The following is a 24422-nucleotide window of genomic DNA, read 5'->3' as shown; positions in this document are numbered from 1 at the left end:
CGATGATGCGCAAACTCACCCTTGCCGCGCTCGCGGTTTCGTCCGCGCTGGTTCTCAATGCCCCCTCCGCCCATGCCTGGGGCAAGCGTGGCCACGAGATGATCGACCGCGCGGCGCTGGAGGCGATCCCCGCCGATGGCCCGGTGTTCCTCCAGGAGTACGAGGACTACATCACCGCCTCTGCGGGCTATCCCGATGCTTGGCGCGGGAACGATGAGGGCTTCTCCAAGATCGCCGAAGACCCCAACCATGGCTGGTTTCGCGAGCAGTTCACCTTCCTCGATCCGATCCCGCGTTCGCGCTACGAATTCGTGCTTGCGCTCTTCAAGCACCGCGAGGCGATCAAGGACAGCGATCCCGCCGCGGCTGCGCGGACCAACGTGCGCTGGACCGGCACGCTGCCCTACGCCGCCATGGAAGCCTACGAGCGGCTGATCGTGTGCATGCGCCAGGTCCGCGCGGCCAGGGCCTCGGGCGGGGACGCCTCGGTGCCCGAACGGCACTGCGCGTTCCACGCGATCCGCCTTGGTCACTACATCGGCGACGGGGGCAACCCGATGCACGATTCCGTCCATGCCGATGGTTGGCTGGGGGACAACCCGAAGGGCTATACCACCAGCAGGTCAGTGCATGGCCGCTTCGAGAGCCGCTTCGTCGATGCGATGGACCTGAGCGCGGAGGATGTCACCGCGCAGATGCCGGCCAGAGCCCATGGCGAGGGGGACATGTTCGACGCCGTTCTTGCCTATCTCGATGCGGCCGGGGACAAGGTCGGCTATGTCTACGAACTGGAGAAGCGCGACCAGTTCGGCGATTTTTCCGATGCGGACGTGCGCGAACTGATCCTGACCCAGACAGGTTCGGCTGCCGCCATGCTGCGCGACATGCTGTGCCGCGCCTGGGCCGAGAGCGGGCAGGATCCGGCCAAGGTCGACCCCTCGCCCATCGACTTTGCCAATCCGGCCTTCAATCCCGAAACGGGAAGTGCGCCTGCGGGGCTTTGAAGATTCCGAGGGCCATCGCCCTCGGGCTCCCCAAACCGGGCCGCCTCACCTTTCACGAGCCACGTTGGCCGAGAGAGGCGAGGTCGCCCGGTCATGGGGTCAAGGGGTGATGACCCCTTGCCTAATTCTTATGTCTTCCCTGCCCGCCAGACCAGCGCGCGCCGAATCCGGGCATGGCGGGCATGGCCCAGCCTCACCCGGCTCAGCACCGCGATGACGGCCAGGCTCCCCGCGGCGGGCAGCGCGAGGCCGAGTGCCAGGATTGTGCCGCGTACCGCGGGGCTCGCGGCGTCTCCGGGGCTGTATCCGGCAAGGTCGAGGAGAAAGCCCAGGCTCGCCGTCGAGGCCGCGCCGCTGGCCTTGATGGCGACGAGGAAGATCGCGAAGAGCCCGGCCTCGAAGCGGCGCCGGTACTGCCATTCCAGCGCATCGACGACATCGGCGAGCAGGCTCCAGGGCAGCATGTAGATCGCGGTCTGGCCAAAGCCCATCACCAGCGCGCTGGCGAGGAGGGGCGCGGGAGTGCCCATCGGCAAGGCAATGCCGGTCAGCGCGAAGAGGGCAAGGCCGGCAAGGCAGGTCGCGTGGCCCAGCATCAGGAGGCGGGTGCCGTCGATGCGCGCGGTAAGCGCGGTCCAGGCGGCAACCCCGGCGAACTGGCCGATGGTGATCGCCGTGAGGATCCCCCCGACCAGCCCGGGCGCGGCGAGTACGTGCTCACCCATGTAGAGCAGCATGCGTTCAAACGCGGGCGAGGCGAAGCCGGTCAGCGCGGCCAGGGCGAGCATGGCGAGGACCAGCGGCGCGCGCAATGGCACGCGCAGGCCGTCGCGGCATCGCGGTGCGCTGGGGGAAGCGCTGCTATCCGCCGTGCCTGGCGCGTAGCGCGCGCTCGCGATCATGGTCGCGGTAAAGACAAGCCCGACGAGCCCGCCAGCCAGCGCGAGCCGGGTATGGTCGCCGGTCGTGCCGGCCGCCTGCACGATGGGCGTGAGGAGAAGGGCGATGGTGAGCGAGGAGCAGGATGAGAACAGGCGGCGATATCCCGAGACGCGGGCGCGCACCCGGCTGTCGGCGCTGACCCGGGTCATCAGGGCGTTGTGCGGGACGTCGATCACCGCATAGGCCCCGCGAAAGAGGACGAGCACCAGCGCCATCGCGGCCATGGGAAGGGCTCCGGCAAAGATCTGGCTCGAAAGGAAGGGCAGCGCGTAGACACCTGCGAAGGCAAGACCGCAAGGTGCGGCTCCCGCCACGATCAGCCAGCGGTAGCTGCGCCCGCGTGCCTGCATGGCAATGACGATGCGCGCGGCGAGGAGGTCGAAGACGAGGTCGCCCGCCAGCACCAGCAGCATGAGCCCGCCCGCCGTGGCCGCGCGCAGGCCGAGCAGCTCGGTAAGCAGAAACAGGAAGGTGATTTCGGCGCCTGAGAAGGTAATGTTCTTGCCGAAATTTCCCGCCGCATAGGCCAGAAGGCGGGCCTCTCCCGCGGTCGCCCTGGAAGGCTGGCGGAGGATGGGCGATGGGTGGCCTGATGGCGCAGGGCGGCCTGCGGGACGACGATTCCAGCCTGCGCTCGTCCGAGAAATTGGGAACGACATGGCTTGCGCCCTAGCAAGCCTCTTTTACGGTTATAGGAAAGGGAGTGCGGCCAACTCCGGGATCGCAGACCTGTCGTCCGCGACAATGAGTGTCATGCCACAATATTTAACATAAGAAATATTATCGCCTCATGGCGCCAGGTCGTCGAGAGCCAGATAATAGCGCGTGTAGCGTAGCTCCCCCTCCCGGCGCAGCGCGCCCAGCGCAACCAGTTCGGCCAGGTCGCGGGTCGCGGTGGCCGAGAGTGCGCCCGTGATCGTGCGGTAGTTCGCCGCGCTGAGGCCTCCCTCGAAGCCGTCGGGGCCTTGCGCGAACATGCGTAGCAAGGCTTTCTCCTGCCGCTCGTTGATCGCGCCGCGCAGGCGGTCGAACAGGCGCGTCTTGGCGATCAGGAAGGCCACGTGGTCCCGGCTTCGTGCCTGTGCGGCCAGCGCCGTGTCGGCAAACCACGCAAGCCAGGCATCCACCGCGTTGGAGCGGCTCGCGCGGTGCAGTTCCTCGTAGTAGGCCTTGCGGCGGCGCTGGATGGTTTCGGCAAGCGCGGTAATGGCAGGGGCATCGAGCGACTGCGCCAGTGCCTTCTCCGCAAGGGCCCGGCCGATACGGCCGTTGCCGTCCTCGAAGGGGTGGATCGTTTCGAACCAGAGATGGGCAAGTCCCGCCCGTACCAATGCCCCCGTGCGCGTGGGACCTGCAGGAGCGGTGTCGTTGAACCAGGCAATGAGCCGGTCCATCTCGCGGGGAACCTGCGCGGAGGGCGGCGCCTCGAAATGGACCTTGGGCGCATGCAGCGCGCCCGAGACGATCTGCATCGGATCGGGGTGGCTACGGTAGCTGCCGACCTCATGCAGATCGCGCCGTCCGTTCATGAGCATGGCGTGCCAGCGCAGCAGCATAGGCTCGCTCAGCGGTTCGGCATAGGTGCGGTAGAGGTCCGCCATGAGTTCAGCGGCCCCGGCCTCGGCGGCATTGGCCCGGCGGGTGTCGGCCTTGATGCCCAGATGCCGGGCGACCGAGGACTGCACGCTCGCCCGGTCGAGCACTTCGCCTTCGATGGCTGAGCTGTCGACCGCCTCCTGCGCGATCATCGTGATGGTCAGCTGCTCGCGGTCCTGGGGTGCGAGATGGGTCATGGCGCCGACAACCACGCCTGCCCCCTTGAGGAAGCGGTCCTCTGCCTCGCGCAGCGCGGCGGGATCGTAAGTGAAGTCAGGCCAGTCGGGCTGTTGCCAGTTCCAGTGCATGATCGAAGGAATGCCCTCCTATAGATCAATATTCAAGAAAATATGATCTATAAGCGGCAGGCTATCAATCATAGAGCCCGATAGGTACACCCCGAAATGCGCCCAATTTCAGGACGCTGCGTAAGGTCATTCCTCAGGTGCGCAATCTTCGGGACTGGCAACGAATGAAAATTCCCTTTACCCTCCTGTCCGCCCCCTTCCCCCGCATGCCAGGAGACATCAAACATGCGTCGCAAACTTCGCGCAGGCGCCACCACAGCGGCCGCCGTCCTTGCCTTCATGCTCTGCCAGAGCGCTTCGGCCCGCGATGTTGCGATGCCCACGATCTCGGCCGAGAACGCGAAGCTCGCGCCGCTGCCCGAGACGATCCCGAGCAGCCTGCCGCGCACGGCGCGCCCGCTGCATTACACGATCCAACTGGTTCCGGACGCGGCCTCGCTTTCCTTCGGCGCGAGCGTGGGCATCGATCTCCAGGTGTTCGAGGCCACGCCCTCGCTCACGCTCAACGGCAACGGGCTGACCGTCACCACGGCCACCCTGCTCCCCGAGGCGGCGGCGCGCCGATCACGCTGACGCCCAGTGCCGACGAAGAAGCGCAGACCCTCACCTTCGCCGCGCCCGAGACGATTGCCGCCGGGCGCTACCGTCTCGACATCGCCTATACCGGCCCCATCGGAACTCAGGCGGCGGGGCTTTTCGCGCTCGACTATCCCGATCCTGCCACCGGCAAGGACGTGCGCGGCCTCTTCACCCAGTTCGAGGCGCCCGATGCGCGCCGCTTCGTGCCCAGCTTCGATGAACCCAGCTACAAGGCGACCTTTGATCTGAGCGCCGTGGTGCCCACCGGCGACATGGCCATCGGCAACATGCCGGTCGCCAGGAGCGAGGACCTGGGCAACGGCACCAAGCGCGTGACTTTCGAAACCACCCCGCGCATGAGCAGCTACCTGCTCTTCTTTGCCAGCGGCGATTTCGAACGCTCGGCAATCACGGCTGCCGACGGGGTCGAGATCGGCATTGTCGGGCCCACGGGTACGGGCGCGCAGATGACTTACGCGCGCGACTCTATGGCCGAGCTGCTCCCCTACTTCGATGACTACTTCGGCGTGCGCTTCCCCCTGCCCAAGCTCGACAACGTCGCCGCGCCGGGTGCCTCGCAGTTCTTCAGCGCGATGGAGAACTGGGGCGCGATCATGACCTTCCAGCGCCTCCTCCTGCTCGATCCCAAGCTGACCAGCCCCGGCCTCAAGCAGGGCATCTACAGCGTCGAGGCCCACGAGATGGCGCACCAGTGGTTCGGCGATCTCGTCACCATGGGTTGGTGGGACGACCTGTGGCTGAACGAGGGCTTTGCCAGCTGGATGGCGGCCAAGGCGACCGACCACTTCAACCCGAAGTGGAACTGGCTGCTGGGCCAGATCGACGGGCGCGAGGGCGCGATGTCGCAGGACGCGCTCGCCACCACGCACCCGGTCGTCCAGCACGTGCGCACCGTCGCGGAAATGGAGCAGGCCTTCGATGGGATCACCTACCAGAAGGGCCAGGCGGTCATCACCATGCTCGAACACTACGCCGGGCCCGACACCTGGCGCGATGGCCTGCGCCGTTACATGAAGGCGCACGCCTTCGCGAATACGCAGAGCAAGGACTTGTGGGAAGCTATCGAGCAGGCTGGCGGCGCGGACATCAACCGCATCGCCCAGGCCTTCACGACGCAGCCCGGGGTTCCGCTGGTGCGGGTGACTTCGGCGACATGCGCGGCGGGCAAGACCACGCTCGCGCTCGCCCAGGGAGAATTCTCGCTTGAGGATACCAGCGGCACGAGCGCGCAGACCTGGCCGATCCCGCTGCTCCTGAGCGCCGGTGAAGGCGAGCCGGTGCAGCACCTGATGACCGGCAAGACCGACCGGGTGACGATCGCAGGCTGCGGCCCGGCGCTCGTCAACTCGGGGCAGCTGGGATACTACCGCACGCTTTATGGCGCGCAGGCTCTGGGCGGAGTTCTCGATGGCTTCGCTGGCCTGTCGGCCATCGACCAGTACGGCCTTGTGCGCGACAATCTCGCGCTTGCGATGGCGGGCTACCAGGACCTTGCGGTGGGCATGGACTTCATCGCGGCGGTTCCGGCCGACAGCGATCCGGTGCTGGCGGGCAATGTCGCCAGCCTTTATGCCGCGCTCCACGAGATCCTCGAGGATGACGGGGCCAAGGCGCAGCTGCGCGACCTGGCGTCGGCGACCTACGGGCCGCGCCTGGCCGCGCTCGGCTTCGAGGCACGTGCGGGCGAGGACCTGACCGATACCGCGCTTCGCTCCGAACTCATCCGAGACCTTGGCGGCATGGGCGATCCGGCTGTCGTGACAGAGGCGCGCAGCCGCTTCCAGGCGCTTGCCGCCAATCCCGATGCTCTTGACGGACCGCTCAAGTCGACCTGGCTGGCCGTGGCCGCCGCGAACGCATCGCCCGAGGATTGGGACCTGATGAAGTCGCTCGCCGAAAAGGCTAATTCCATCGTCGAGCGGCAACTGTACTACGCCGCGCTCGGCGAGGCGAAGGATGAAGCCCTGGCGCAAAGGACGCTGGATCTCGCCATTTCGGGCACGCCCGATGCCACCAGCGGCGCGCAGATGATCGTGGCTGTGGCCGGGCTGCACCCCGACCTCGCCTGGAACTTCGTGCGCGGGCATGAAGACGCGGTCGAGACGCTGGTCTCCAGCTCGGGCCGTGCGCGCTTCCAGGCACGTCTGGTGCGCGCCAGCACCAACCCCGAGATGGTGGGCACGCTGGAGGACTACATCGCCGGGATCCCGGCGGACCAGGCCAAGCCGGTGAGCGAGGCGCTTGCCCGCCTCAAGGTGCGCCTGCGGGACCGTCCGCGCCAGCGCGCCCAGATCGCGGCCTGGCTCCAGGCCCGTTAAGAGTGATCCACGCGGCCCGTTCGTTCATTCGACGGGCCGCGCTTCGTCGAGAAGATCGGCCTTCCCGCCTCGGGACGCGGCCCGCTCGGCCTCGACCATGTCGCGGATCTCGTCGGTGGGGCGCACGTCCTCGGCCTGTGCGCGCATCTGCGAGGATGCCCGCGGCTTTGCTGCGGTCTCGGGCGCGGCGGGGGCCGGACCTTGCGGGAGCGGCACGGCGGCCGAGCGGGGATCGAAACGCAGGCGGTAGATCGGCTCGGGCAGGCCGAAGCCAGCCTCCTCCAGCGCTGTCTTGACCGCCACGATGGCAAGGCTCTGCGCCTTGTACCAATCGCTCTCGTCCTGGTCGATCCAGCCCAGGAAGCGCAGGACGACGTTGGAATCGCCGACCTCCAGAACGCGGGCTTCAGGGCCCGGATCGTCCAGCACGAAGGGCAGGTTCCCGAGCGTGTCGCGGCCGAGCCTGCGGGCGGCAAGCGCATCGTCGTCGGCATCGACGCCAAGGTCAAACTGGAAGCGGCGCTGCGGGTTGCGGGTGTAGTTGAGGATCACCGCCTTGAAGACCTGCGAATTGGGAATGCGCAGGTGGTTGCCTTCCAGCGTCATCAGGATCGTCGCGCGACTGGTGAGGCGGATGACCCGGCCCTCGTAGCTGTCGATGACGACATGATCGTTGGGGAGGAAAGGCTGGCGCACGCTGAGCATGAGCGAGGCGACGTAGTTCTCGATCGTGTCGCGCAGGGCAAATCCGAGCGCGAGGCCCAGCAGGCCCGCGCCGCCCAGCACCGCGCCCAGCAAGGTCTCCGCGCCAATCAGGTTGAGCCCGACGATCAGACCCGCGACGACGAAGACGAAGCGGATGGCACTCGCAATCAGTTCAGCAAGGAAACTGTTGGGGGCGACGCGGTGCCAGATCCCGGTCAATCCGGCGAGGGCATAGCCGACAAGGCCAATTCCGAAGGCGACGGCCACCGCGATCCCGACAAGGGGCAGGACCCGCACGAACTGTTCGAGGCGCCCCTGAAGCGATCCCAGCGTATCGGCGCTGGCGGCCAGCGAGAGGTCGCGCTGGAGCGCGCTGTCGACGGTCACCACGCCCGAAACGCGACGGGCAATCCCTTCGGCGCGCGCAATGTCGGAGGTTTCCGGCACGGTTCCCGTCAGGCTGACCACGCCCTGGCGCACCGTGACCTTTACATCCTGGAAGGCGGGCAATTCGGAGAAGATGCCGCGAATGCGCATGGCCATGCGGGTGTCGGCGCCTTCGTCCTGCTTATCGGAGATCACCTGCTCTGTGCCTGGCGCGCTCTCCCTTCGGCCTCTTCGACCTGCGTGCCAAGGGCGGCGTCCAACTGGGCGAAAGCTGGCCCGGGAGCAATCGCGACGAACGCGAGAAACACCGCGGCGAAGCGCAGGAGGCGGGCCCGTCGCCAAGCCGTACAGGCGAACGCAAGGGAGAACTGGTGAAGCATCGCGGGGAGGATCGCACTACGCCGCCGATCCGGCAACCACGGCTCCGGCCTCGAAAGTTTCCGCGAGGAAACGCAACGGCGCATCAGGCCCCTGCCCCGAGGCGTCGGCGCAGGAAGGCGAGGACCAGCGCCTCTTCGGGATCGAGATGGCCGGGGTCTTCCTCCAGCTCGGCGGCGATGCTCTCGAGCGCGGCCTCGGTCAGTTCGCGCGAGAGATAGGCCTCGAAGACTTCGGGGTGGATGTAGCACTTGCGGCAGACGGCGGGCGTATTGCCAAGCCGCGCGGCGACCCCTTCGATGGCCTCGCGGATATTGCGCTTGGCGGCGGCGTCGCTGTCGAAGAGCTCGTATTCGCTGAGCGCGATGGCGGCAAGGACGGTGCCGCTCCAGGTGCGGAAATCCTTGGCGGTGATGTCGCGCCCGGAAATATCGCGCAGGTACGCGTTGATGTCGTTGGAGCTGACCTCCCGGCGTTCGCCATCATCGTCCAGGTACTGGAAGAGGTGCTGGCCGGGCAGTTCCTGCATGGCCTTGACGATCCGCGCCACGCGCCGGTCGGTGACCTTGAGGCGCCAGCTCCGCCCACTCTTGCCCTTGAAATTGAAGCGCAGTTTCGACTTCTCGACCGAGACATGCCGGCAGCGCAAGGTGGTGAGGCCGTAGCTCTTGTTGCGCCGCGCGTAGTCGGCGTTGCCCACCCGGATCATCGTGGTTTCCAGAAGCCGCACGACGGTTGCCAGCACCTTCTCGCGCGGCAGGCCCTGGTGGCGCATGTGCCGGGAAACCTCCTCGCGGATCGTGGGCAGGCTGGCCGCGAAGTCGAGCATGCGCTCGTACTTGATCGTCTCGCGCCATTCGCGAAAGCGTGGGTGATACCGGTACTGGCGCCGCCCGGCCGCGTCCTTGCCCGTCGCCAGGATATGGGCGTTGGCAGATGGCGCGAACCAGGCCTCGGTATAGGCGGGCGGCAGGGCAATGGCGTCGAGCCGCGTGATCGTCGCGCGGTCGCGGATGCGTTTCCTGTGCGTGTCGTAGTAGCCAAAGCCGTGCTTCAGCGCCCGGCGCGTGAAGCCGGGACTGGAGGGATCGACATGCACGAGCCCGATGTCCCCGTCGATCTTCGGGTCGTTCTCCTGGTCGAGGGTCTTGCGGGTTTCCTCGGGTATCGCCAGCACGTGGGTCGCGGCCTCCTAGCCGGTCGGGGAGATGTGATCTCCTGCTAACGCGCAGCCCTGCCCTTCGGGTTCCCGCCTCTGGATCGAACCGTCTGGAATGACCCGAAAAGTGCAAATAAACGTTCACTTATGAACAGTTTACGCAAAGCTCTGAAAAGTTCCCGGCCCTTTAAAATAAAGATGGAGTGCCTATATTGAGAGTATGGCAGAACTGAAATCGAAACTTGATCGCCGGGCCCTTGTTCGCTCCGGCGGCGCGGTCGCCTTGGGCGCACTCCTGTTCCGATCTTCCGCGTTTACTTCTGATCCGTCCGCCCGTGCCGCTCCCTCTGCGCGCGCTGCAGCGCCCGGTGCACAAGCCGGCAAGGTGGCCGCGCGCGCAGCGCCCGATCCTGCCGAGTTCCCGGTGAACCGGGGCCTTCTGGAGCGGGCGCGGCAGGCGATGGAGACCCACGCCTCTTCGCTGCGCCGCCGGGACCGGATTGCGCTGATCGACTTTTCCGAGGCCTCCTCGGAGCGCCGCATGCACCTGCTCGACCTTGAGGCCGGCAAGGCGAGCCAGCTCCTCGTCGCGCACGGCTCCGGTTCCGACCCGGCCCATACCGGCTTCGTGCAGAGCTTTTCCAACGCGGTGGGCTCGAATGCGTCGAGCCGGGGGGCCTATGTCACCTCCAACTACTACGTGGGCAAGCATGGCCGCTCGCAGCGCCTGAGCGGCTTGATGCGACGAACGACAACGCGCTTCAGCGCGCCATCGTGCTGCACAGCGCCTGGTACGCCAACCCGGACATGCTGCGCACGCACGGCATGCTCGGGCGCAGCCAGGGGTGCTTTGCGGTGGGCGAGAAGGAACTCGACGATGTCTTCGCGTTCCTGGGCGAAGGCCGGATGATCTACGCCGACCGGGCCTGAGCGCACTTGTGTGCGCAACCTTTGCATCCGGGCGCGGTTAGTCCTCCCTGATGAATAGGGAGAAATGCGTGCGAATTGCGAGAACCGGAATCCTGCCCCTGATCGGTGCGGCTGCGCTGGCCGGGTGCTCAGGGGCCTCGGAAGCCGAGGGGGAGGCGCGCTGGACGTCCGGATCGATCGAGGACCTGCGCGAAGCGATCGGGGAGCGGGCCGAACATGGCCTAGACCGCGTGCGCTTCGAGGTGCCCGAAGACGCCGGATCGGCGGCGGGCCAGACGGCGATGACGAAGGCCGCGCTCCTCTACGCCAGCGCGCTTGCCCGGGGCGCCAGCGATCCCGGTGAACTTTACGAGGTCTACACGGTGCCGCGCAACGATCCCGACCTGAAGGCCGGGCTCGCCAAGGCGTTGGCAGAAGGCGACGTGGACGACTGGCTGGACAGCCTTGCCCCCCACGATGGGGCCTACGAAGCGCTTTCGAAGGCCTATCTCGCGCTCGCGGATAAGAAGGCGGCCCCCTCGCCCGAGATCCCTGTGCCCGAGGAACCGCTCGAGGCCGGAGACGAGGACCCGCGCGTTCCCGCCATTGCCCGCCAGCTGGCCGCCTCGGGGTACCTCTCGGGCGCGGCGGGCCGTGCGGCCGGGCAGCGCTACAGCGACGAGATGGTCGTGGCGGTCAAGCGCATGCAGGCCGACTACGGCATCGATCCCGATGGCATTATCGGCAAGGACGCGCTGGAAATCCTGAACTTCTCCGATGCCGACCGGGCCCGTGCGCTGGCCGTCGCGATGGAGCGGCTGCGCTGGCTCGAACGCAAGGCGCCGGAAACCCGGATCGACGTCAACACCGCGACCGGGCGCCTGACCTACTGGCGCGAGGGCAAGGTGGCCGACCGCCGCAAGGCCGTGGTGGGCGAGCCGGGCCACGAGACGCCCCAGCTGGGCTCGCCCATCTACCGCCTCGTTGCCAACCCGACCTGGACCGTGCCCCGCTCGATCGAGGAGAACGAGCTGGCGGGCAAGGGCGCGGCGTACCTGCGCGCCAACAACATGGCGCGCAAGGATGGCTGGATCGTCCAGCAGTCCGGCCCGGAAAACTCGCTCGGCCTCGTCAAGTTCGACATGAAGAACGACCATGCGATCTACCTCCACGACACCCCCGCCAAGGCGCTGTTCGACGAGGTCCAGCGCCAGCGCAGCCACGGCTGTGTGCGGGTGGAGGACGCGCTGGGCTTTGCCGCGCTGATCGCCAGCCACGCCGGGCTGAGCGAGGAATGGACCACCGCGCGCGAGACCGGCGAGGAAACCTTCGTGGCGCTCCCGCGCGAGATCCCGGTCCGTCTGCTCTACCAGACGGTTGTTCTGGATGAGGAGGGCACGCCCTCTGTCCACGCCGATCCTTATGACTGGGATACGCGCGTCGCCCGCAAGCTGGGCTTTGGCGAACGCGCGCGCCACGTGCTGAAGGCGGGCGCGCAGGACGTTGGCCCCTGAAAACCGCTCGGCCCCGTCCGCTTGTGAGCGGCGGGGCCCGGGCCTCAATCGAGGGAAGCGCGCAGTTCCTCCTCGGCGGCGGTCGCCTCGAGGATCAGGCGGCGCAGTTCCTTGGCGGTGTCTTCCAGCAGGCCCGCACTCAGCTCGCGCTCGCCGTTGGCGAAACGGCGAATGGCCCGCTCGTCAATGCCGATGCGGCGCGAGAAGGCCGCCGGGCCGCCGAAGATCTGGACGCAGTGAGCGAAGTGCTCGCGCTTCGCGTGGTCTGAAGGTGCTGTCATGCTATCCGCCTGTTGCTGGGTTTTCCTCGCCATAGGGAACCACGCGCCAGAGGCAAGCGCCCCATACCGCGTCACACGGGGTCGCTGAGCGCATTCACTGATAGCGCAGCCGGTTCTCGAACCCTTCGTTGGCCTTGGTCATCTTTGCAATCTTGCGCAAGGTCGCGCGGATGTGGCGTTCGACCCGGCGATCGTCGTGAATGCCGGTGATGCGATAGTCGTCCTGATCGAGCAGGCGCTTGATCGCGCTCGCAAAGGTGGCCTGTTCCTCCAGGGATGCCGACATCTTCAGGCGGCGACAGGCCCATTCCTCGGCCGCCGCCTTGTCGTAGTCGTCCTCCGCCCCATAGCCGCGCCGGTCGGCGGCGGCCTGGTCGCGACCTGCGGCCTCGATGCGCACTTCCAGCCATTTGGAGACCAGTTCGCTATCCCAGGGTTTTGACGCTTCGCTCATGGCGGCCTTCCTGAGCCATGCGCCCGGGCGAGGCAAGCCCGGCGTCCCGATCCCGGGGAGATCACTCCCCCGGATCGGGACGACAGGCTCATGATCTGGGCAGGCTCAGGCGGCGAGCCCCGGGCGATAGCCCTCCTGCGCGACCTTGGAGAACGGCCATCCGCTGACCGTGGCGCGCAGCGTGGTCTGGACGTGGCGTTCGACCGTGGGGCGGTTCGAGCCGCCCGCAGGTTCTCCCCAGATGACGCTCAGCTCCGAGCCTTCCGCAGCGACCTCCTCGTCCACCACGGCCAGCGCCACCCAGGCGCCGTCGGGCGCGATAAAGGAGGTGTAGGTCGAGACGCCCACTTCGTTGTCGTGCGTGTCGAGGACGACATCGTAGGGGTAGGCCGCGTAGTGCGCGGTCGGCACTTCCATGGCCTTGGCGTTCTGGCCCGGGCTCATCTGGCTGGCGTAGACCTTCGCGGCATCCTCGCTGTCGAGGACGAGCGAAACCTTCTTGCGGTGCTTCTGGGAGGCCTTCTCTTCCAGCGCCTTGCGCCCGACGAAATCATGGTCGAAGCGGATCAGGCGGCCATAGTCCACTTCCCAGGGGGTGAAGTAGTAGTCCTCGATCGCATCGGAGACGAAACTTCCGCCGAGCGCCGCAATTCCGTCGAAGCTGGTGGCGGGCAGCCACTCGCGGTAGGCGCGCATCTCCTCGCCCGAATAGATCGCGGGAAGCGGGCACGGCAGCCACCCGGAATCGACCGCCGCGCTCGAATAGGCGCGCGCGCCGACCTGACGCAGGCCGAATTCCGCGCCCGCTTCCAGGATCGTGCCCTTGATCTCGTCATAGAGCTCCCAGGGGCCCCAGAACTCCAGCCCCGGCGCGCCGCCCATGCCATGGCGCAGCGAGCGGAACGTGCGCCCGGAAACCGAAAGGTGCCCCATCTGGAAGAAGCGGGGCTGGTCGATCGGCCCGCCGTTCAGCTTTTCCAGCAGCGCCCAGGCCTTGGGGCCCTGAAGCTCGAAGCGGAAGGTCTTGCGCGGCTTGGCGTTCTGAAGCGTGCGCTCGTCGCGGTCGCAGCGCACGTCAAAGCCCGAGGTCGCGGCCTGGTACTCGACCCAGTTGGCGACCGTCGGGCGGCCCACGATGTTCACCAGGTGCTCGCCCAGTCCGAAGATGATCATGTCGCCGATGAGGAAGCCGTTTTCGGCGCAGGCGATGAACTGCTTGGCCTTGCCGTCGCCGAAGTTCGAGAAGGTGTTGACCGCAAGGCTGGAGACGAAGGCCATGACATCGGGGCCTTCGACATAGAGGTCGGTCATGTGGAACGACTGGTCCATGAGCGCCACGCCTTCGCGCCAGGCGCGCTGCTCCTCGCGCCAGTTGGAAAACTCGGCGGGTATGGGGAACTGATAAGGACCGGTCTGCGAATTGCGCATCATCTGCAGGGGACCGCCGAAGTGGTCGATCTTGGCTTGAAGCGATGGAAACTGCATTTTCAGGCTCTCCTTGATGGTTTTGAGCCTTTCTTGCCGTTCGCGGCGCGCAGTGCTTGACCGCAGGCGACGCTGCGTTGGTCCTATGCGACATCGCGCGACGGGCCGGGCCTGCGACGGGCCGAGCCTGCCCTGCCTTTTACCCGCCCCGGCACGGTGATAGCCTTCCCGAAAAGCTGGAACGCACGTCCAGGAGCCGGCGTTCAGACCTTGAGAACGAAAGACATTTTGGGAGCACGCCTGTGTACTGCAGATCCTGGCAGGAGTTTTCGACCGAGCATGTCGCCCCTCCCTTGCGCACCCGGCGCTGGTCGGAGTTCGGGAGCGAGACGCTTTCGGAAATGACCGTGCGGGCCCGCAGTGACAGTGGTCTTCGCGCCCATATCCACCGCCGCAATCTGGGCCCGCTCGGCTTTGTCGTGGTCACGAGCAGCGCGGCCGAGGCCAGTTCCTCGGCCGCCTGCCCCGGTCCCTGGGCGCGCGAGGCCGACGACTGCCTCATGCTCACCGTCCTTGATCATGGCCGCTCTTCGCTGAGCCAGTCGCGCTGGTCGGCCGACCTGCAGACAGGCGACATCGTCATCCGCGATCTCAACAAGCCCTGGGTGAGCCGTTCGGACGCGGACGTGGGGCTCATTCTCATCAAGATCCCCTACAGCGTAGCGGCGCGCGGCCATCCTGATCCCGAACGATTGGTCGGCCGTCACCTCTCGGCCGCCGATCCGCGCGTGGCCTTTGCCTCGGACGTCATCCGGGCCAGCAAGCGCGCGCTCCAGACGGTGGACGAGGAAAGCTGGAACGCCCGGCTCGGACCCGTGCTGGAAAGCGTGTTCCACATGATCTGCCACGAGGGGTCAGTTCCCCTCGGCGGAGAGCCTTGCGCCAGCCACCGTTCACTCCACCGGGCGGCGACCGGCTTCATTGCGCGCAATCTCGCCGATCCGGACCTGAGCGTGGGCGGTGTCGCAAAAGCCCTGGGCGTCAGCACACGTCACCTCCAGCGCGCCTTTCTCGACAGCGGCACATCGCCGCGCGAATTCATCCTCCAGCAAAGGCTGGCCGAGGCTGCGCGCCTCTTGCGCCGCAATCAGGGCGCCCAGCGCCAGCGGATCACCGACATCGCCTTTTCGCTCGGCTTTGGCGATGCCAGCCATTTTACCCGCGCCTTTGCCCGGCACTTCGGCACGCCGCCCAGCGCCTATCGCAGCGACGCGACCTGACGCGCTGGCTGCCTGCAAGGTACAGGGTTAAAATTCGCACAAGTCACGGTTTTCACCCGTGCTTTTAGAAACACGTATTGCACGCCCCCCTGAATTGATGGAGAGAAAACTCCGACATATTACGGGGCGGTTACATGAACTTGAAGAGTGTTTTGGCGTGCACTACCCTCGCCGGTCTTCTTGCGGCCTGCGGCGGGGGCGGCAGCAGCGGCGGCGCTATCGGCAGCGTGCCCCCTCCCCCGGCGCCCACCAACTCGTCCCTCGCCGATCTGCGCTATGACCAGAGCTTCGCGAACGACGCCGCCGGAGTTTCCGCGGTCTGGGACATGACGACCGGAACAGGGGTCAGCAGCCGTCCCGAGCCGGTGAGCCTGGCCATCGCCTACGATGCGGACACCAACGGCTATACCATCTCGGCCAATGACGTCGTGCGCACGTTTCTCCCGTCCGATATCCAGACGACCAGTGAGAACGATACGGTCTACCTTGTCGACGATACGCGGCTGACCTTGATCACCAAGGGCTATGCTGGCGACCTCACGACGAATTACGTCCGCATGGGCCTGCTTCAGGATAACCGCGTCGAGGGATCGCTCCAGTCAGCCGACCTGATCAGCTTCACCTACGGCTTGCCGACCAACGCGGTGGCAACACCGCGCAGCGGCAGCGCGGCCTATGCAACGCAGGCCTTTCGGGGCGTCCACGGCTCCAGGCGAAGAGCCGAAAGCCTTCATGGGTAGCGGGCAGATCGATTTCGATTTCGCGCAAGGCATCTTCAGCGGCCATAGCTACCTCAACGAATACGGCCTCGTGAGCGGGTCCCAGATCTCAGGCGGAGGCATCGAGCTCACGACCCTGGGGCAGATCTCTTCCCAGGATGCCTCGCTGACCGGCACGGCGGTCTTCGGGGGCTGGGACGGAACCGTCACCAGCGAACTGCAGGGCAGTCTCTACGGACCGGACGGGCAGGAACTGGGCGCCAGCTTCAGCGGCCAGAACGCGGATGGCATGTCGGTGACAGGCTCGATCGTCGGCCAGCAGGACAGCGCGTTGACGCCCGCCAACCTGTCGTTTGCCAACATGACCCAGGAACAGCGTTTCATCACGCAGATCTCCGAGTATGCGCGCGGGAGCCTGACCTGGCAGAACAGCGAGACCTTCCTCTTCCGCGGCTATTCCTCGGACCAGAGCGGCGGGCAGTTCACGATCTCGGACAAGGTCGACGGGCGCGCCAACTTCCGGACCTACCAGAAGACCTTCGACAATACGTACTACGGCACGCAGGACGTCACGCTGGAACTCTACCAGACCGGCGCGGCCAATTCGCAGTTGCCCCTGACCTATGCCAGCTTCGGGCACTGGCAGGGCTCGCTTCCGGCCAGCTACAACGGGCCGGCCCATGAATGGTTCGTCTATGGCTTCCAGACCCCGAGCTACGCCCTCGACAATCGCACCGGCTCGGCCAGCTATGAAGGCGTGGCCTATGGCACGGGCATGTCGAACAGCGCCCGCTACGATGTCAGTGGCACCTCGCGCATGGACGTGGACTTTGGCTCCGACACGTTCACGGGCGCGCTCGCGCTGAACGGCGTCGAAACCGTCACCAACGCGCCTGTCGACTTCGGCTCGATCGCGTTCTCGGGCACGATCAACAGCCGCGCGAGCATGTTCACGGGCGATTTCCAGGCCGGGGGCAGCCTGGGTAGCGCCATCTCGGGCCAATTCTATGGCCTGCAAGGTCAGGAGGTGGCCGGAACCTTCATCTTCAATACCCCCGATGGCAATCCCATGGCCGGCACCAATGTCCAGGGCGCCTTTGCCGCCACCCGCAGGTAATCGCGGATATCTGACGTGCTGGTTTTCCTGGCGGCGGCGCTGGCCGCCGCGCCTTCCCTGCCCGGAGCCCCGGCGGCCGACGAGGCGGTGGCCGCGCCGGTCCGCGCGCGCGACCTCTCCGCGATCGAGGTCTTCGGCGTCGCCGAGAGGATGGCGAAGGCCGGCCACCCCGACGAGGCGATCCGCCTCTACGAGGCACTGAACCAGGACCAGAACGCGGACGTGCGCGCCGAAGCGCGCTTTCGCAAGGGGCTCTTGCTCGCCTCGCTGGAGCGCTACCGCGAGGCGGCCATCGCGTTCCGGGCGCTGCTCGACGAGCAGCCCGAGGCCTCACGGGTCCGCCTTGAACTGGCCCGGGTGCTCGCCGCCATGGGCAACGAGGGCGCGGCCCGGCGCGAACTGCGCCAGGTTCAGGCCACCGGCCTGCCCGAAGAGGTCGCGCGCGCGGTGGGACAGTTCGACGCGGCCCTGCGCTCGCACAAGCGCGCCGGGCTGCGCCTTGAACTCGCCCTTGCCCCCGATAGCAACATCAACCGGGCGACCGAGGTGCGCACGCTCGATACGGTCATCGCCCCGCTCACCTTGTCCGAGGACGCGCGCGCAGTCGGGCCTGGGCCCGCGCGTTTCGGGCGATGCCTACTGGAAGGTGCCGATAGGCCGGGGCTTCAGCCTCGTGCCGCGGGTGAACAGCCTTGCCACCCTCTATCGCGAGAGCGCCTTCAACGATATCACGACGACAGGGCTCATCGGCCTCGAAGTGCAGCGCGAGCACGACCGCATCGTTCCCTCGCTTGGGCACAGCTGGCGCTGGTACGGCCAGCAGGCCTACATGCAGAGCGACATGGTGACGCTCGACTGGATCCACATCCTGGGGCACCGCGCCCAGCTGACGACTTCACTGGGCGCGGCGCGCACCGATTACCAACTCAACGAACTGCAGGACGGCGCGCTCTATACGGCGAGCGTGGGCGTCGAGCGCGCGCTCTCGGCGCGCAGCGGCATCAGCGCCACGCTCACCGCCTCGCGCCAGACCGCGCGCGATCCGGGTTATGCCAGTGCGGCGGGAGGGCTGCGCCTGCTGGGTTGGCGCGAGGCCGGGCACACGACCCTCTACGCCTCGGCCATGGTGCAGCGAACCGAGGGCGACGCGGCCCTTGCGCTCTTTGGGCAGCGGCGCCGTGAGTGGTTTGTGAACGCGCGCGCCGGGGCGACCTTCCGCGCGCTCGCCGTGTACGGCATCGCCCCCTATGTGCGCGTGGGCTACGAGCGCAATGCCTCCAACGTCGCGCTCTACGATTACCGGCGCTTCACCAGCGAGTTCGGGGTGACCAGCAGCTTCTGATTTCAGGACGGCCCTGACCACGGGAACAACGTCAACCCTTGCGCGATCCCTCTTCATCCGATTGACAAAGCACGGGGCGCCCCCCACGCCGGTCCCCTCCCTTCCTGCCACGCGAGTTCCAGCGCATGAACCTCGATTTCAAGGCGCTTCTCGCGCTCTCGCCCAACCCCTACATGGTCCTCGCCCCGGACCTGACGATCGTGTGGACCAATGCGGCCTACCAGCGCAGCACGATGCGCCGCGAAGAGGACCTTGTCGGGACCAACGTGCTGGAGGCCTTCCCCAGCGAGCCGGGCAGCGAAAGCCACGAACTCCTCGTGTCCTCCTTCGCGCGCGTCCTCACCGAGAAGAAACCCGACGAGATCGCGCTGATCCGCTATGACATCGCGCGGCCCGACGGGACCATGGAAGCCCGTTACTGGAGCGCCACGCACACTCCGATCCTGGATGAAAACGGCGAGGTCTCGGTCTTCCTGCAGCACACCGTCGACGTCACCGAACTGCACAATCTGCGCACGATGCGCGACGAGTTCGACCTCGTCCGCCGCGCCGAGGCCGTCCAGACCCGCAATCTCGATCTGCAGACGCAGATGAAGCGCCTGACCGCCATGTTCGAGCAGGCGCCCGGTTTCGTGTGCGTGCTGAGCGGGCCGCAGCATGTCTTTGAAATGGCCAATGCCGCCTACTGCGAACTGGTCGGCCGCCAGGATCTGCTCGGCAAGAGCGTGGCCGAGGCCCTTCCCGAAGTCGTGCGGCAGGGCTTCGTCGCTATCCTCGACAACGTCCGGAGCAGCGGGCAACCCTACATCGGCCAGGCGCAGGAGATCGTCTTCGAAGTCGGCCCAGAAGGCGCGCCGGTGCGTCGCTATATCGACTTCATCTATCAGCCGATCGTCTCGCACGACGAGATTTCGACGATCCTGGTTCAGGGGCAGGACGTCACCGAGACGGTGCTGGCCGCGCGCCAGCAGGACCTGCTCATCAACGAGCTCAACCACCGGGTGAAGAACACCCTCGCCATCGTCCAGAGCCTGGCGCACCAGTCGTTCCGCCATGTCGAGGGCGCAGGCGCGGCACGCGAGGCCTTCGACTTTCGCCTGCGCGCGCTGGCCCGCGCGCACAACCTCCTGACCGAGGCAAGCTGGCAGTCGAGCGCACTTGGCGAAGTCATCCGCGAAGCCACCGCGGCCAGCGGCGATCCCGCGCGCATCGCTCTCGAGGGGCCCGACACCGTGCTGAGCCCGCGCCTGACGGTTGCCCTCTCGATGACGCTGCACGAATTGACCACCAACGCCATCAAGTACGGCGCGCTGTCCAACGAGCGGGGCAAGGTCCACATCCGCTGGCACCGCGAGCCCCAGGCCCCGCACCGGATCGCGCTGGAATGGAGCGAGGAGGATGGCCCGGTGGTCACGCCGCCGGCCCGCAAGGGCTTTGGCTCGCGCCTCATCGAAGGGAGCCTTGCGGCCGAATACGGCGGTACGGTCACCCTCGACTACCTGCCCACCGGCGTCCACTGCACCATGGGCTTCGTGGTGCCGGCAGAGACCACCGTGGACGAGCGCGCGCCATCGCCCTGACACGCCCTTCTCAATCCCTCTGGCAGCCATTAGGCCCGTTGCCATGACGGCGCCGACACCCTCTCCGCACACCAGCCCATCCCCGGCCCCCGGGCGCGCGGGCCGGAGGTACGCTGCGCGCACTGGCCCGGCGTCTGGAGCTGCGCTCCTATGGTCTCGTGCCTGAGCATTTCAGCGCCGCAGAAGGCTGCCGTGCCGCGCTGGCGGTGGCCTTGCCGCTCGCGCTGGCTGTCGCGCTGGAGGAGAAGATCCTCTCCTGGGCCGTCTTTGCCGCATTCTGGACCTGCCTGTGCGATCCCAGCGGCCCGGACCGCCTGCATCGCCGCACGCTGGGGGCCTTCGCCCTGTGCGGAACGCTGGTCACGCTCACAGGCGCCCTCCTCGCCTACGCGCTGCCCGGTCTGCCGGTCCTGACCGGGCCCGCACTTGTCTTCGCGATCGTTCTGGTGAGCCCCTTCCTCGCGCGCGAAGGGCTCTTTGCCACGCTGCTCGGCGTTGTTGCGGTGGTGGCGGTCGGCTTTCCGCAAGGCCCGGTTCTCGCTCTGGTGCAGGCGCTGGCTTTCCTTGCCGGGGCGACCTGGGCCTGGCTGCTCATCAATGGGATCTGGCGGCGCGACGCGCGAAAGCCGCTTGAACGCGCGCATCTCTCGGTGCTGCTGCGCCTTCAGGACATGGCGGGCGAGCTCGCGAACCTGGGCGGACAGGCGCACCGCGACGCGCAGTGGCACAGCGAACACGGCCAGCACCGGCGCGCCGTGCGCCTCGCCATAGAGCGGCTGCGCGGCCTCCTGAACCAGTTCGCTCCACACGACGACATTGCGCGCCAGCAGCGCGCGCTCGAGGCCGGGGAGCAGCTCTTCGCCGCGCTCATCGCGCTTGATCAGGCCTTCATCGACGGGCGCGAAACGGCCGGGGAGCGCCAACGGACCGCGCGCGCCTGCCGCACTGCGCTGCGCGCCTGGCAGGTCGCCTATCGCCGGGCCTCGAGCGGGCGCGTGGAGGACGCGCAGGCCGTGCTCGACTGGACGGCCCGGCGCCTCGCGCGCACCCGCGCGGCCAGCACAAGCGCTCTCCTGCGCGGATGCCTGCGGGCCTTCGAGCAGGCTCTGGCCCTGCCGCTCACGGCACCTGTCACCCGGGAGGCGGTACCGACGAATCCCGCGTCCCGCAGCGTACCTCTGCGACGGGCCTTGCGCCTTACCGCCGCGCTCGTTCTCGTCTACCTCGTCGCGCGCGGCTTCGATCTGGGCTATCCCTACTGGGCCGCGCTCGCGGTGATCGTCGTGCTGCAGGGCGGTTCGCGGGTGACCTGGACGCGCGCGCTGGAGCGCATTGCCGGCACGGCGCTGGGCGGCGGCGCGGCCATGGGTGTGGTCTACCTGAATGGCGGAGACGCGCTCTCGCTCTCGCTTCTGGCAACCCTGCTGGCGGCGGTTGCGATTGCGCTGCGTGCGGTGAACTACACGCTCTTCGTGCTGTTCCTCACCATGCTGTTCGTGATCGTGACCGAGATGTTGCAACCAGGCAGCGGGATCGCCTGGGCGCGTATTCTCGACAATATCGTGGGGAGCCTGGCCGCGTTGCTGGCGGTCCTTGCGCTCTGGCCGGACCTCGGCGTCCCGCTGGAGGAGCGTCTGCGCGCCGGGATCGCCGCCAACCGCGCGTACCTCGGGGCGGTCGAGGATGGAGAGGACGCAGCCGAGATCGAGACCCGCCGCCGCGCCGCCGGCCTCGCCAGTGTCGAGGCCGAACTCGCGCGCCATGAACTGGGTAACCTGGTACGCCGCGCACGCCTTTCCGAGGATCTGGGACAGGCCCAGCTGGAACTGCGCACAATCGCAGGGCAGGCGGCGATGGCCCGGCTGATCCAGCTGGGGGGCGAAGGTCCGGACGATTAAGGGAAAAAAGGACGATATATTCCAAGGGGCCATCGCCCCTTGACCCCAGAATGGGCGACGTCACTTGCCTCGGCTCCGTTGGCGCGGGGAAGGTGAGCTTGGCGGTCGGGGCGCGAACGCACGGTTTCGCTGGCATCCCCGTCCTCTGACGACTAAGGGCGCGGACCATGCCGCACATCAAGGACCTCGCCCAGCTCGCCCGCCATATCGCCGCCCACCATGGCTGGGACGCGGCGCGCGCCTTCAAGGCCTACACCCTCGACGAAGCCGACGGGGCGATCCTGTCGCGCACCGGGCTCGACCTGCTCAAGGTCTTCCCCGCCCTCGAAGACCCCGCCCCCGCGCTCAGCGCGGCGCTCGCGGTCAGCCTGGAAAAGCGCATGGCCGCGCCCGTTCACGTCGTCACCGGCTCGCTGCTGGTCGAGGGCGCGCCCGTCCTCGACAGCCACAGCTGGGTCATGGTCGGCCCCCACGTGGCCGACATCGCGCTGTTTCGTCTCGCCTATAGCGCAAGCGGCCCGGCCGAGCTGTCCCGCCACGTCCACCGCGTCTTCGGCGAAGGCAAGGCGCTCTACGTCGATCACTGGTCGCGCACCAAGCGCACGGGGCTCACCTACCGCCCCGAAGCCGTGCTCGATACCCAGACCCTCAACGCGCGCATGGCCGAGGCCTACCGCCTGATCGCCCCTGAGAGCTGAATGAGCAGGCACGCGCGCCAGGTCGCGCAACGGGTTCTGAGCCTGGCGCCTTGCACACACCTCTCGGAAAAGCCCTTCGCGCCGTGGCGAAACGCCCCCTGGCGACGCCCTGCGTCGCAGGATTTCCAATTCGTTGTACAGTAACCTGCGCGGCGGAGCGTACGCTTGTGCAAAATGCGTCTGCTCCGCCGCAGTACATTGCTTGTATTCGGGCCTCGTGGGCCTGGGGCCTCTCGCCGGTTGGTGGGCTCTCAAGCGCGACGCAGATCTCTGCATGAATGCGATCGGGTTCTGCCGCAAACTTTGAGATCGGCCTATGGGGGATGGTCAAGGTATGTATTTACGGGAAAATTGTGTGTTCAAAGGTCGTCATTTCGAAGACTCACTGATCCTGCTGTGCGTACGCTGGTACCTGGCGTATGGTCTGAGCCTTCGGGACCTGGAAGAGATGGTCGCCGAGCGCGGCGTGTCGGTCGATCATTCGACGATCCATCGCTGGTGGGGCGCTACACGCCACAACTTCTCGACGCATTCAATGTCCGCAAGCGTCCAGTGACGGGCAGGTGGCACGTCGATCAGACCTACATCAAGGTTAGGGAGAGAATGGATGTATCTCTACCGGGCGGTCGATAAGGGCGGTGCCACTGTTGATTTCCTGTTCTCGCCGACCCGCAATCTCAAAGACGCAAAGCGCTTCTTCCGGCGAGCCTATGCCCGCCATGGCCTGCCGGTGCAGGTCACCATCGACGGTAGCCAGACCAACCTGGAAGCGGCCCGGAAGCCGGCTTTCGCGTGCACTCGCTTTGCGTCTCTCCCCCTCCAATTGCCTGCGGCGAAGCCGCCATCCATGGGGGTGGCGATGGCGCGATTGATCTTGAGATGGCCGAACATGCGTTCGATGCGGTTGCGCTGTCGGTAGAGTACCCGGAATGACGGCCTTGATCGTCCTTTCGGCGAGGTCAGCGCGGATAGCATCGGCGTCATAGCCCTTGTCTGCAAGGAAGGCGTCGGGCGCGCGTTCGCGCAAGTCGATCAGCCCGTCATATGCTTGGCAATCTACCGCTTCGCCGCCAGTCAGGATGAACGCGAGCGGTCGTCCGAGGGCATCAGCCAGGCAGTGAAGCTTACTGGTGAACCCGCCCCGCGAGCGGCCAAGAGCGCGTCGATGAGCCCCCCTTTTCCGCCCGCTGCCGAGACATGGGCGCGAACGGTGGTGCTGTCGATGCTGTAATGGCCGCTGTCTGCCATGACCTCAGCGAGTGTTACCGCCACGGTCTCCCAGACACCGGCCTCGCTCCAGCGCCGGAACCGTCGATAAATGGTGTTCCAGCTTCCGTATTTTGGTGGGACGTCATGCCATGGAGCGCCGCAGCGGAGGCGCCAGAGGATGCCGTTGATGACAGAGCGGTTCTGCTCAGGACGCCTGCCGCGACCACGGTTCTCGGGCTCGATCGGCAGTAAATCCTTCAGGACGCGCTTCTTTGCGAATAGAGAGCACTGGGCTACCTAATGCCAATGACCGATGGTGGATATAAAGGTGGGGCGACGGTCGAAGGCCGTTGGGGATGTATAGCCTCCGCCGTCCTGAGCGTACCTGTCTTCATGTTCCTGTTGCTTGTCGACGCGTTGGGGGACTGCGTGCCGGACACCGCGTGCAAGAAGGGCTTTCTGACCCAAGTCTTACTACCCTCCGCTGTCATCGCCATCGGGGTCGGCCTTCTCGTCCGCTGGGCAGTCAAAACCGCTAGGCGGAACAACCCCGACTGAGCGCTGCTGCGCTCATCGGAATTTGTCCACGCTACCTAGCA

At 66.8% G+C, this 24422-nt stretch carries 20 protein-coding genes and 5 pseudogenes; 14 read left to right on the top strand and 11 right to left on the bottom strand.

What is annotated here, in order from left to right:
- Positions 1–2 precede the first annotated feature (2 nt).
- Positions 3–1004, top strand: a complete 1002-nt coding sequence (locus tag MBENS4_RS24465) for a nuclease (protein WP_144401071.1) — start codon at positions 3–5, stop codon at positions 1002–1004.
- Between the two features lie 128 nt (positions 1005–1132).
- On the opposite strand, the gene MBENS4_RS22910 is transcribed toward MBENS4_RS24465, so the two are convergent.
- Positions 1133–2605: an MFS transporter gene (locus MBENS4_RS22910; protein WP_052322728.1), complete on the bottom strand. Its 1473-nt coding sequence runs from the start codon at positions 2603–2605 to the stop codon at positions 1133–1135.
- Between the two features lie 129 nt (positions 2606–2734).
- Complete coding sequence (locus MBENS4_RS22905) at positions 2735–3850, bottom strand: Fic family protein (protein ID WP_039396338.1); 1116 nt, start codon at positions 3848–3850, stop codon at positions 2735–2737.
- 225 nt (positions 3851–4075) lie between these two features.
- Between MBENS4_RS22905 and MBENS4_RS27060 the strand changes: the two genes are divergently transcribed.
- Both MBENS4_RS27060 and MBENS4_RS22900 read left to right on the top strand, forming a co-directional pair.
- A complete protein-coding gene (locus MBENS4_RS27060; protein ID WP_242405103.1) occupies positions 4076–4423 on the top strand; it encodes a hypothetical protein in 348 nt (115 codons plus the stop codon).
- Positions 4414–6768: a M1 family metallopeptidase gene (locus tag MBENS4_RS22900; RefSeq protein WP_242405102.1), complete on the top strand. Its 2355-nt coding sequence runs from the start codon at positions 4414–4416 to the stop codon at positions 6766–6768. Before MBENS4_RS27060 ends, MBENS4_RS22900 begins: the two co-directional genes overlap by 10 nt.
- Positions 6769–6792: 24 nt before the next feature.
- Here MBENS4_RS22900 and MBENS4_RS22895 read toward each other — a convergent pair whose 3' ends face one another.
- On the bottom strand, positions 6793–8055 hold the full coding sequence (locus MBENS4_RS22895) for a mechanosensitive ion channel family protein (RefSeq protein WP_242405096.1): 1263 nt from the start codon (positions 8053–8055) through the stop codon (positions 6793–6795).
- A gap of 268 nt (positions 8056–8323) precedes the next feature.
- Entirely contained in the window at positions 8324–9415 is a 1092-nt protein-coding gene (locus tag MBENS4_RS22885) for a DNA topoisomerase IB (RefSeq protein WP_052322727.1), read from the bottom strand.
- Between the two features lie 202 nt (positions 9416–9617).
- Here MBENS4_RS22885 and MBENS4_RS22880 point away from each other — a divergent pair.
- A pseudogene (locus tag MBENS4_RS22880) lies at positions 9618–10327 on the top strand (murein L,D-transpeptidase catalytic domain family protein).
- A gap of 68 nt (positions 10328–10395) precedes the next feature.
- Positions 10396–11820, top strand: a complete 1425-nt coding sequence (locus MBENS4_RS22875; protein WP_445321535.1) for a L,D-transpeptidase family protein — start codon at positions 10396–10398, stop codon at positions 11818–11820.
- Positions 11821–11864: 44 nt separating this feature from the next.
- Here the strand turns inward: MBENS4_RS22875 and MBENS4_RS22870 are convergent, their stop codons facing one another.
- The 3 genes from MBENS4_RS22870 to MBENS4_RS22860 all read right to left on the bottom strand — a co-directional run bounded on the left by MBENS4_RS22870 (position 11865) and on the right by MBENS4_RS22860 (position 14040).
- On the bottom strand, positions 11865–12101 hold the full coding sequence (locus tag MBENS4_RS22870; protein WP_039396329.1) for a hypothetical protein: 237 nt from the start codon (positions 12099–12101) through the stop codon (positions 11865–11867).
- A 94-nt stretch (positions 12102–12195) separates the two neighbouring features.
- Positions 12196–12555: a hypothetical protein gene (locus MBENS4_RS22865; protein ID WP_199904462.1), complete on the bottom strand. Its 360-nt coding sequence runs from the start codon at positions 12553–12555 to the stop codon at positions 12196–12198.
- 105 nt (positions 12556–12660) lie between these two features.
- Positions 12661–14040, bottom strand: a complete 1380-nt coding sequence (locus tag MBENS4_RS22860; RefSeq protein WP_039396326.1) for an aminomethyltransferase family protein — start codon at positions 14038–14040, stop codon at positions 12661–12663.
- Positions 14041–14282: 242 nt separating this feature from the next.
- Between MBENS4_RS22860 and MBENS4_RS24460 the strand changes: the two genes are divergently transcribed.
- From MBENS4_RS24460 to MBENS4_RS27510, 4 genes and pseudogenes are all read left to right on the top strand, one after another.
- Positions 14283–15260: an AraC family transcriptional regulator gene (locus MBENS4_RS24460; protein ID WP_144401070.1), complete on the top strand. Its 978-nt coding sequence runs from the start codon at positions 14283–14285 to the stop codon at positions 15258–15260.
- A gap of 134 nt (positions 15261–15394) precedes the next feature.
- Complete coding sequence (locus MBENS4_RS22850; protein WP_144401069.1) at positions 15395–16000, top strand: hypothetical protein; 606 nt, start codon at positions 15395–15397, stop codon at positions 15998–16000.
- Positions 15993–17096: a transferrin-binding protein-like solute binding protein gene (locus tag MBENS4_RS22845; RefSeq protein ID WP_039396321.1), complete on the top strand. Its 1104-nt coding sequence runs from the start codon at positions 15993–15995 to the stop codon at positions 17094–17096. The genes MBENS4_RS22850 and MBENS4_RS22845 overlap by 8 nt, the downstream gene beginning before the upstream one ends.
- Before the next feature lie 150 nt (positions 17097–17246).
- Positions 17247–17486, top strand: a pseudogene (locus MBENS4_RS27510) (tetratricopeptide repeat protein); the annotation flags it as partial.
- On the opposite strand, the gene MBENS4_RS27055 reads toward MBENS4_RS27510, so the two are convergent.
- The gene (locus MBENS4_RS27055; protein WP_242405095.1) at positions 17427–17576 is read right to left on the bottom strand and encodes a hypothetical protein; all 150 of its coding nucleotides are present in this window, start codon (positions 17574–17576) and stop codon (positions 17427–17429) included. The pseudogene MBENS4_RS27510 and the gene MBENS4_RS27055 overlap by 60 nt on opposite strands.
- A 166-nt stretch (positions 17577–17742) precedes the next feature.
- On the opposite strand from MBENS4_RS27055, the gene MBENS4_RS27050 reads away from it, so the two are divergent.
- The 5 genes and pseudogenes from MBENS4_RS27050 to MBENS4_RS22820 form a co-directional block, all read left to right on the top strand.
- Positions 17743–18438 (top strand): surface lipoprotein assembly modifier, encoded by a 696-nt coding sequence (locus MBENS4_RS27050; protein WP_242405094.1) that lies wholly within the window; start codon positions 17743–17745, stop codon positions 18436–18438.
- A gap of 125 nt (positions 18439–18563) precedes the next feature.
- Entirely contained in the window at positions 18564–20018 is a 1455-nt protein-coding gene (locus tag MBENS4_RS22835; RefSeq protein ID WP_039396319.1) for an HWE histidine kinase domain-containing protein, read from the top strand.
- 158 nt (positions 20019–20176) lie between these two features.
- Positions 20177–21916, top strand: coding sequence for an FUSC family protein (locus tag MBENS4_RS22830; protein ID WP_052322725.1), 1740 nt, complete (start codon positions 20177–20179; stop codon positions 21914–21916).
- A 167-nt stretch (positions 21917–22083) separates the two neighbouring features.
- Entirely contained in the window at positions 22084–22614 is a 531-nt protein-coding gene (locus tag MBENS4_RS22825; protein ID WP_039396315.1) for a hypothetical protein, read from the top strand.
- A 334-nt stretch (positions 22615–22948) separates the two neighbouring features.
- Positions 22949–23392, top strand: a pseudogene (locus MBENS4_RS22820) (IS6 family transposase); the annotation flags it as partial.
- Between the two features lie 93 nt (positions 23393–23485).
- Here the strand turns inward: MBENS4_RS22820 and MBENS4_RS27715 are convergent.
- The 3 genes and pseudogenes from MBENS4_RS27715 to MBENS4_RS27710 all read right to left on the bottom strand — a co-directional run.
- Positions 23486–23728: pseudogene (locus MBENS4_RS27715) on the bottom strand (hypothetical protein); the annotation flags it as partial.
- Positions 23689–23886 (bottom strand): hypothetical protein, encoded by a 198-nt coding sequence (locus tag MBENS4_RS27045; protein WP_144401067.1) that lies wholly within the window; start codon positions 23884–23886, stop codon positions 23689–23691. The gene MBENS4_RS27045 and the pseudogene MBENS4_RS27715, both read right to left, overlap by 40 nt.
- A gap of 9 nt (positions 23887–23895) precedes the next feature.
- Positions 23896–24084, bottom strand: a pseudogene (locus tag MBENS4_RS27710) (transposase); the annotation flags it as partial.
- Positions 24085–24422 lie beyond the last annotated feature (338 nt).

Source organism: Novosphingobium sp. MBES04, assembly GCF_000813185.1.
Classification (GTDB): Bacteria; Pseudomonadota; Alphaproteobacteria; order Sphingomonadales; family Sphingomonadaceae; genus Novosphingobium; species Novosphingobium decolorationis.
Note: the sequence above shows the minus strand (reverse complement) of the source record. Positions and strands in the feature narration are given on the sequence as shown.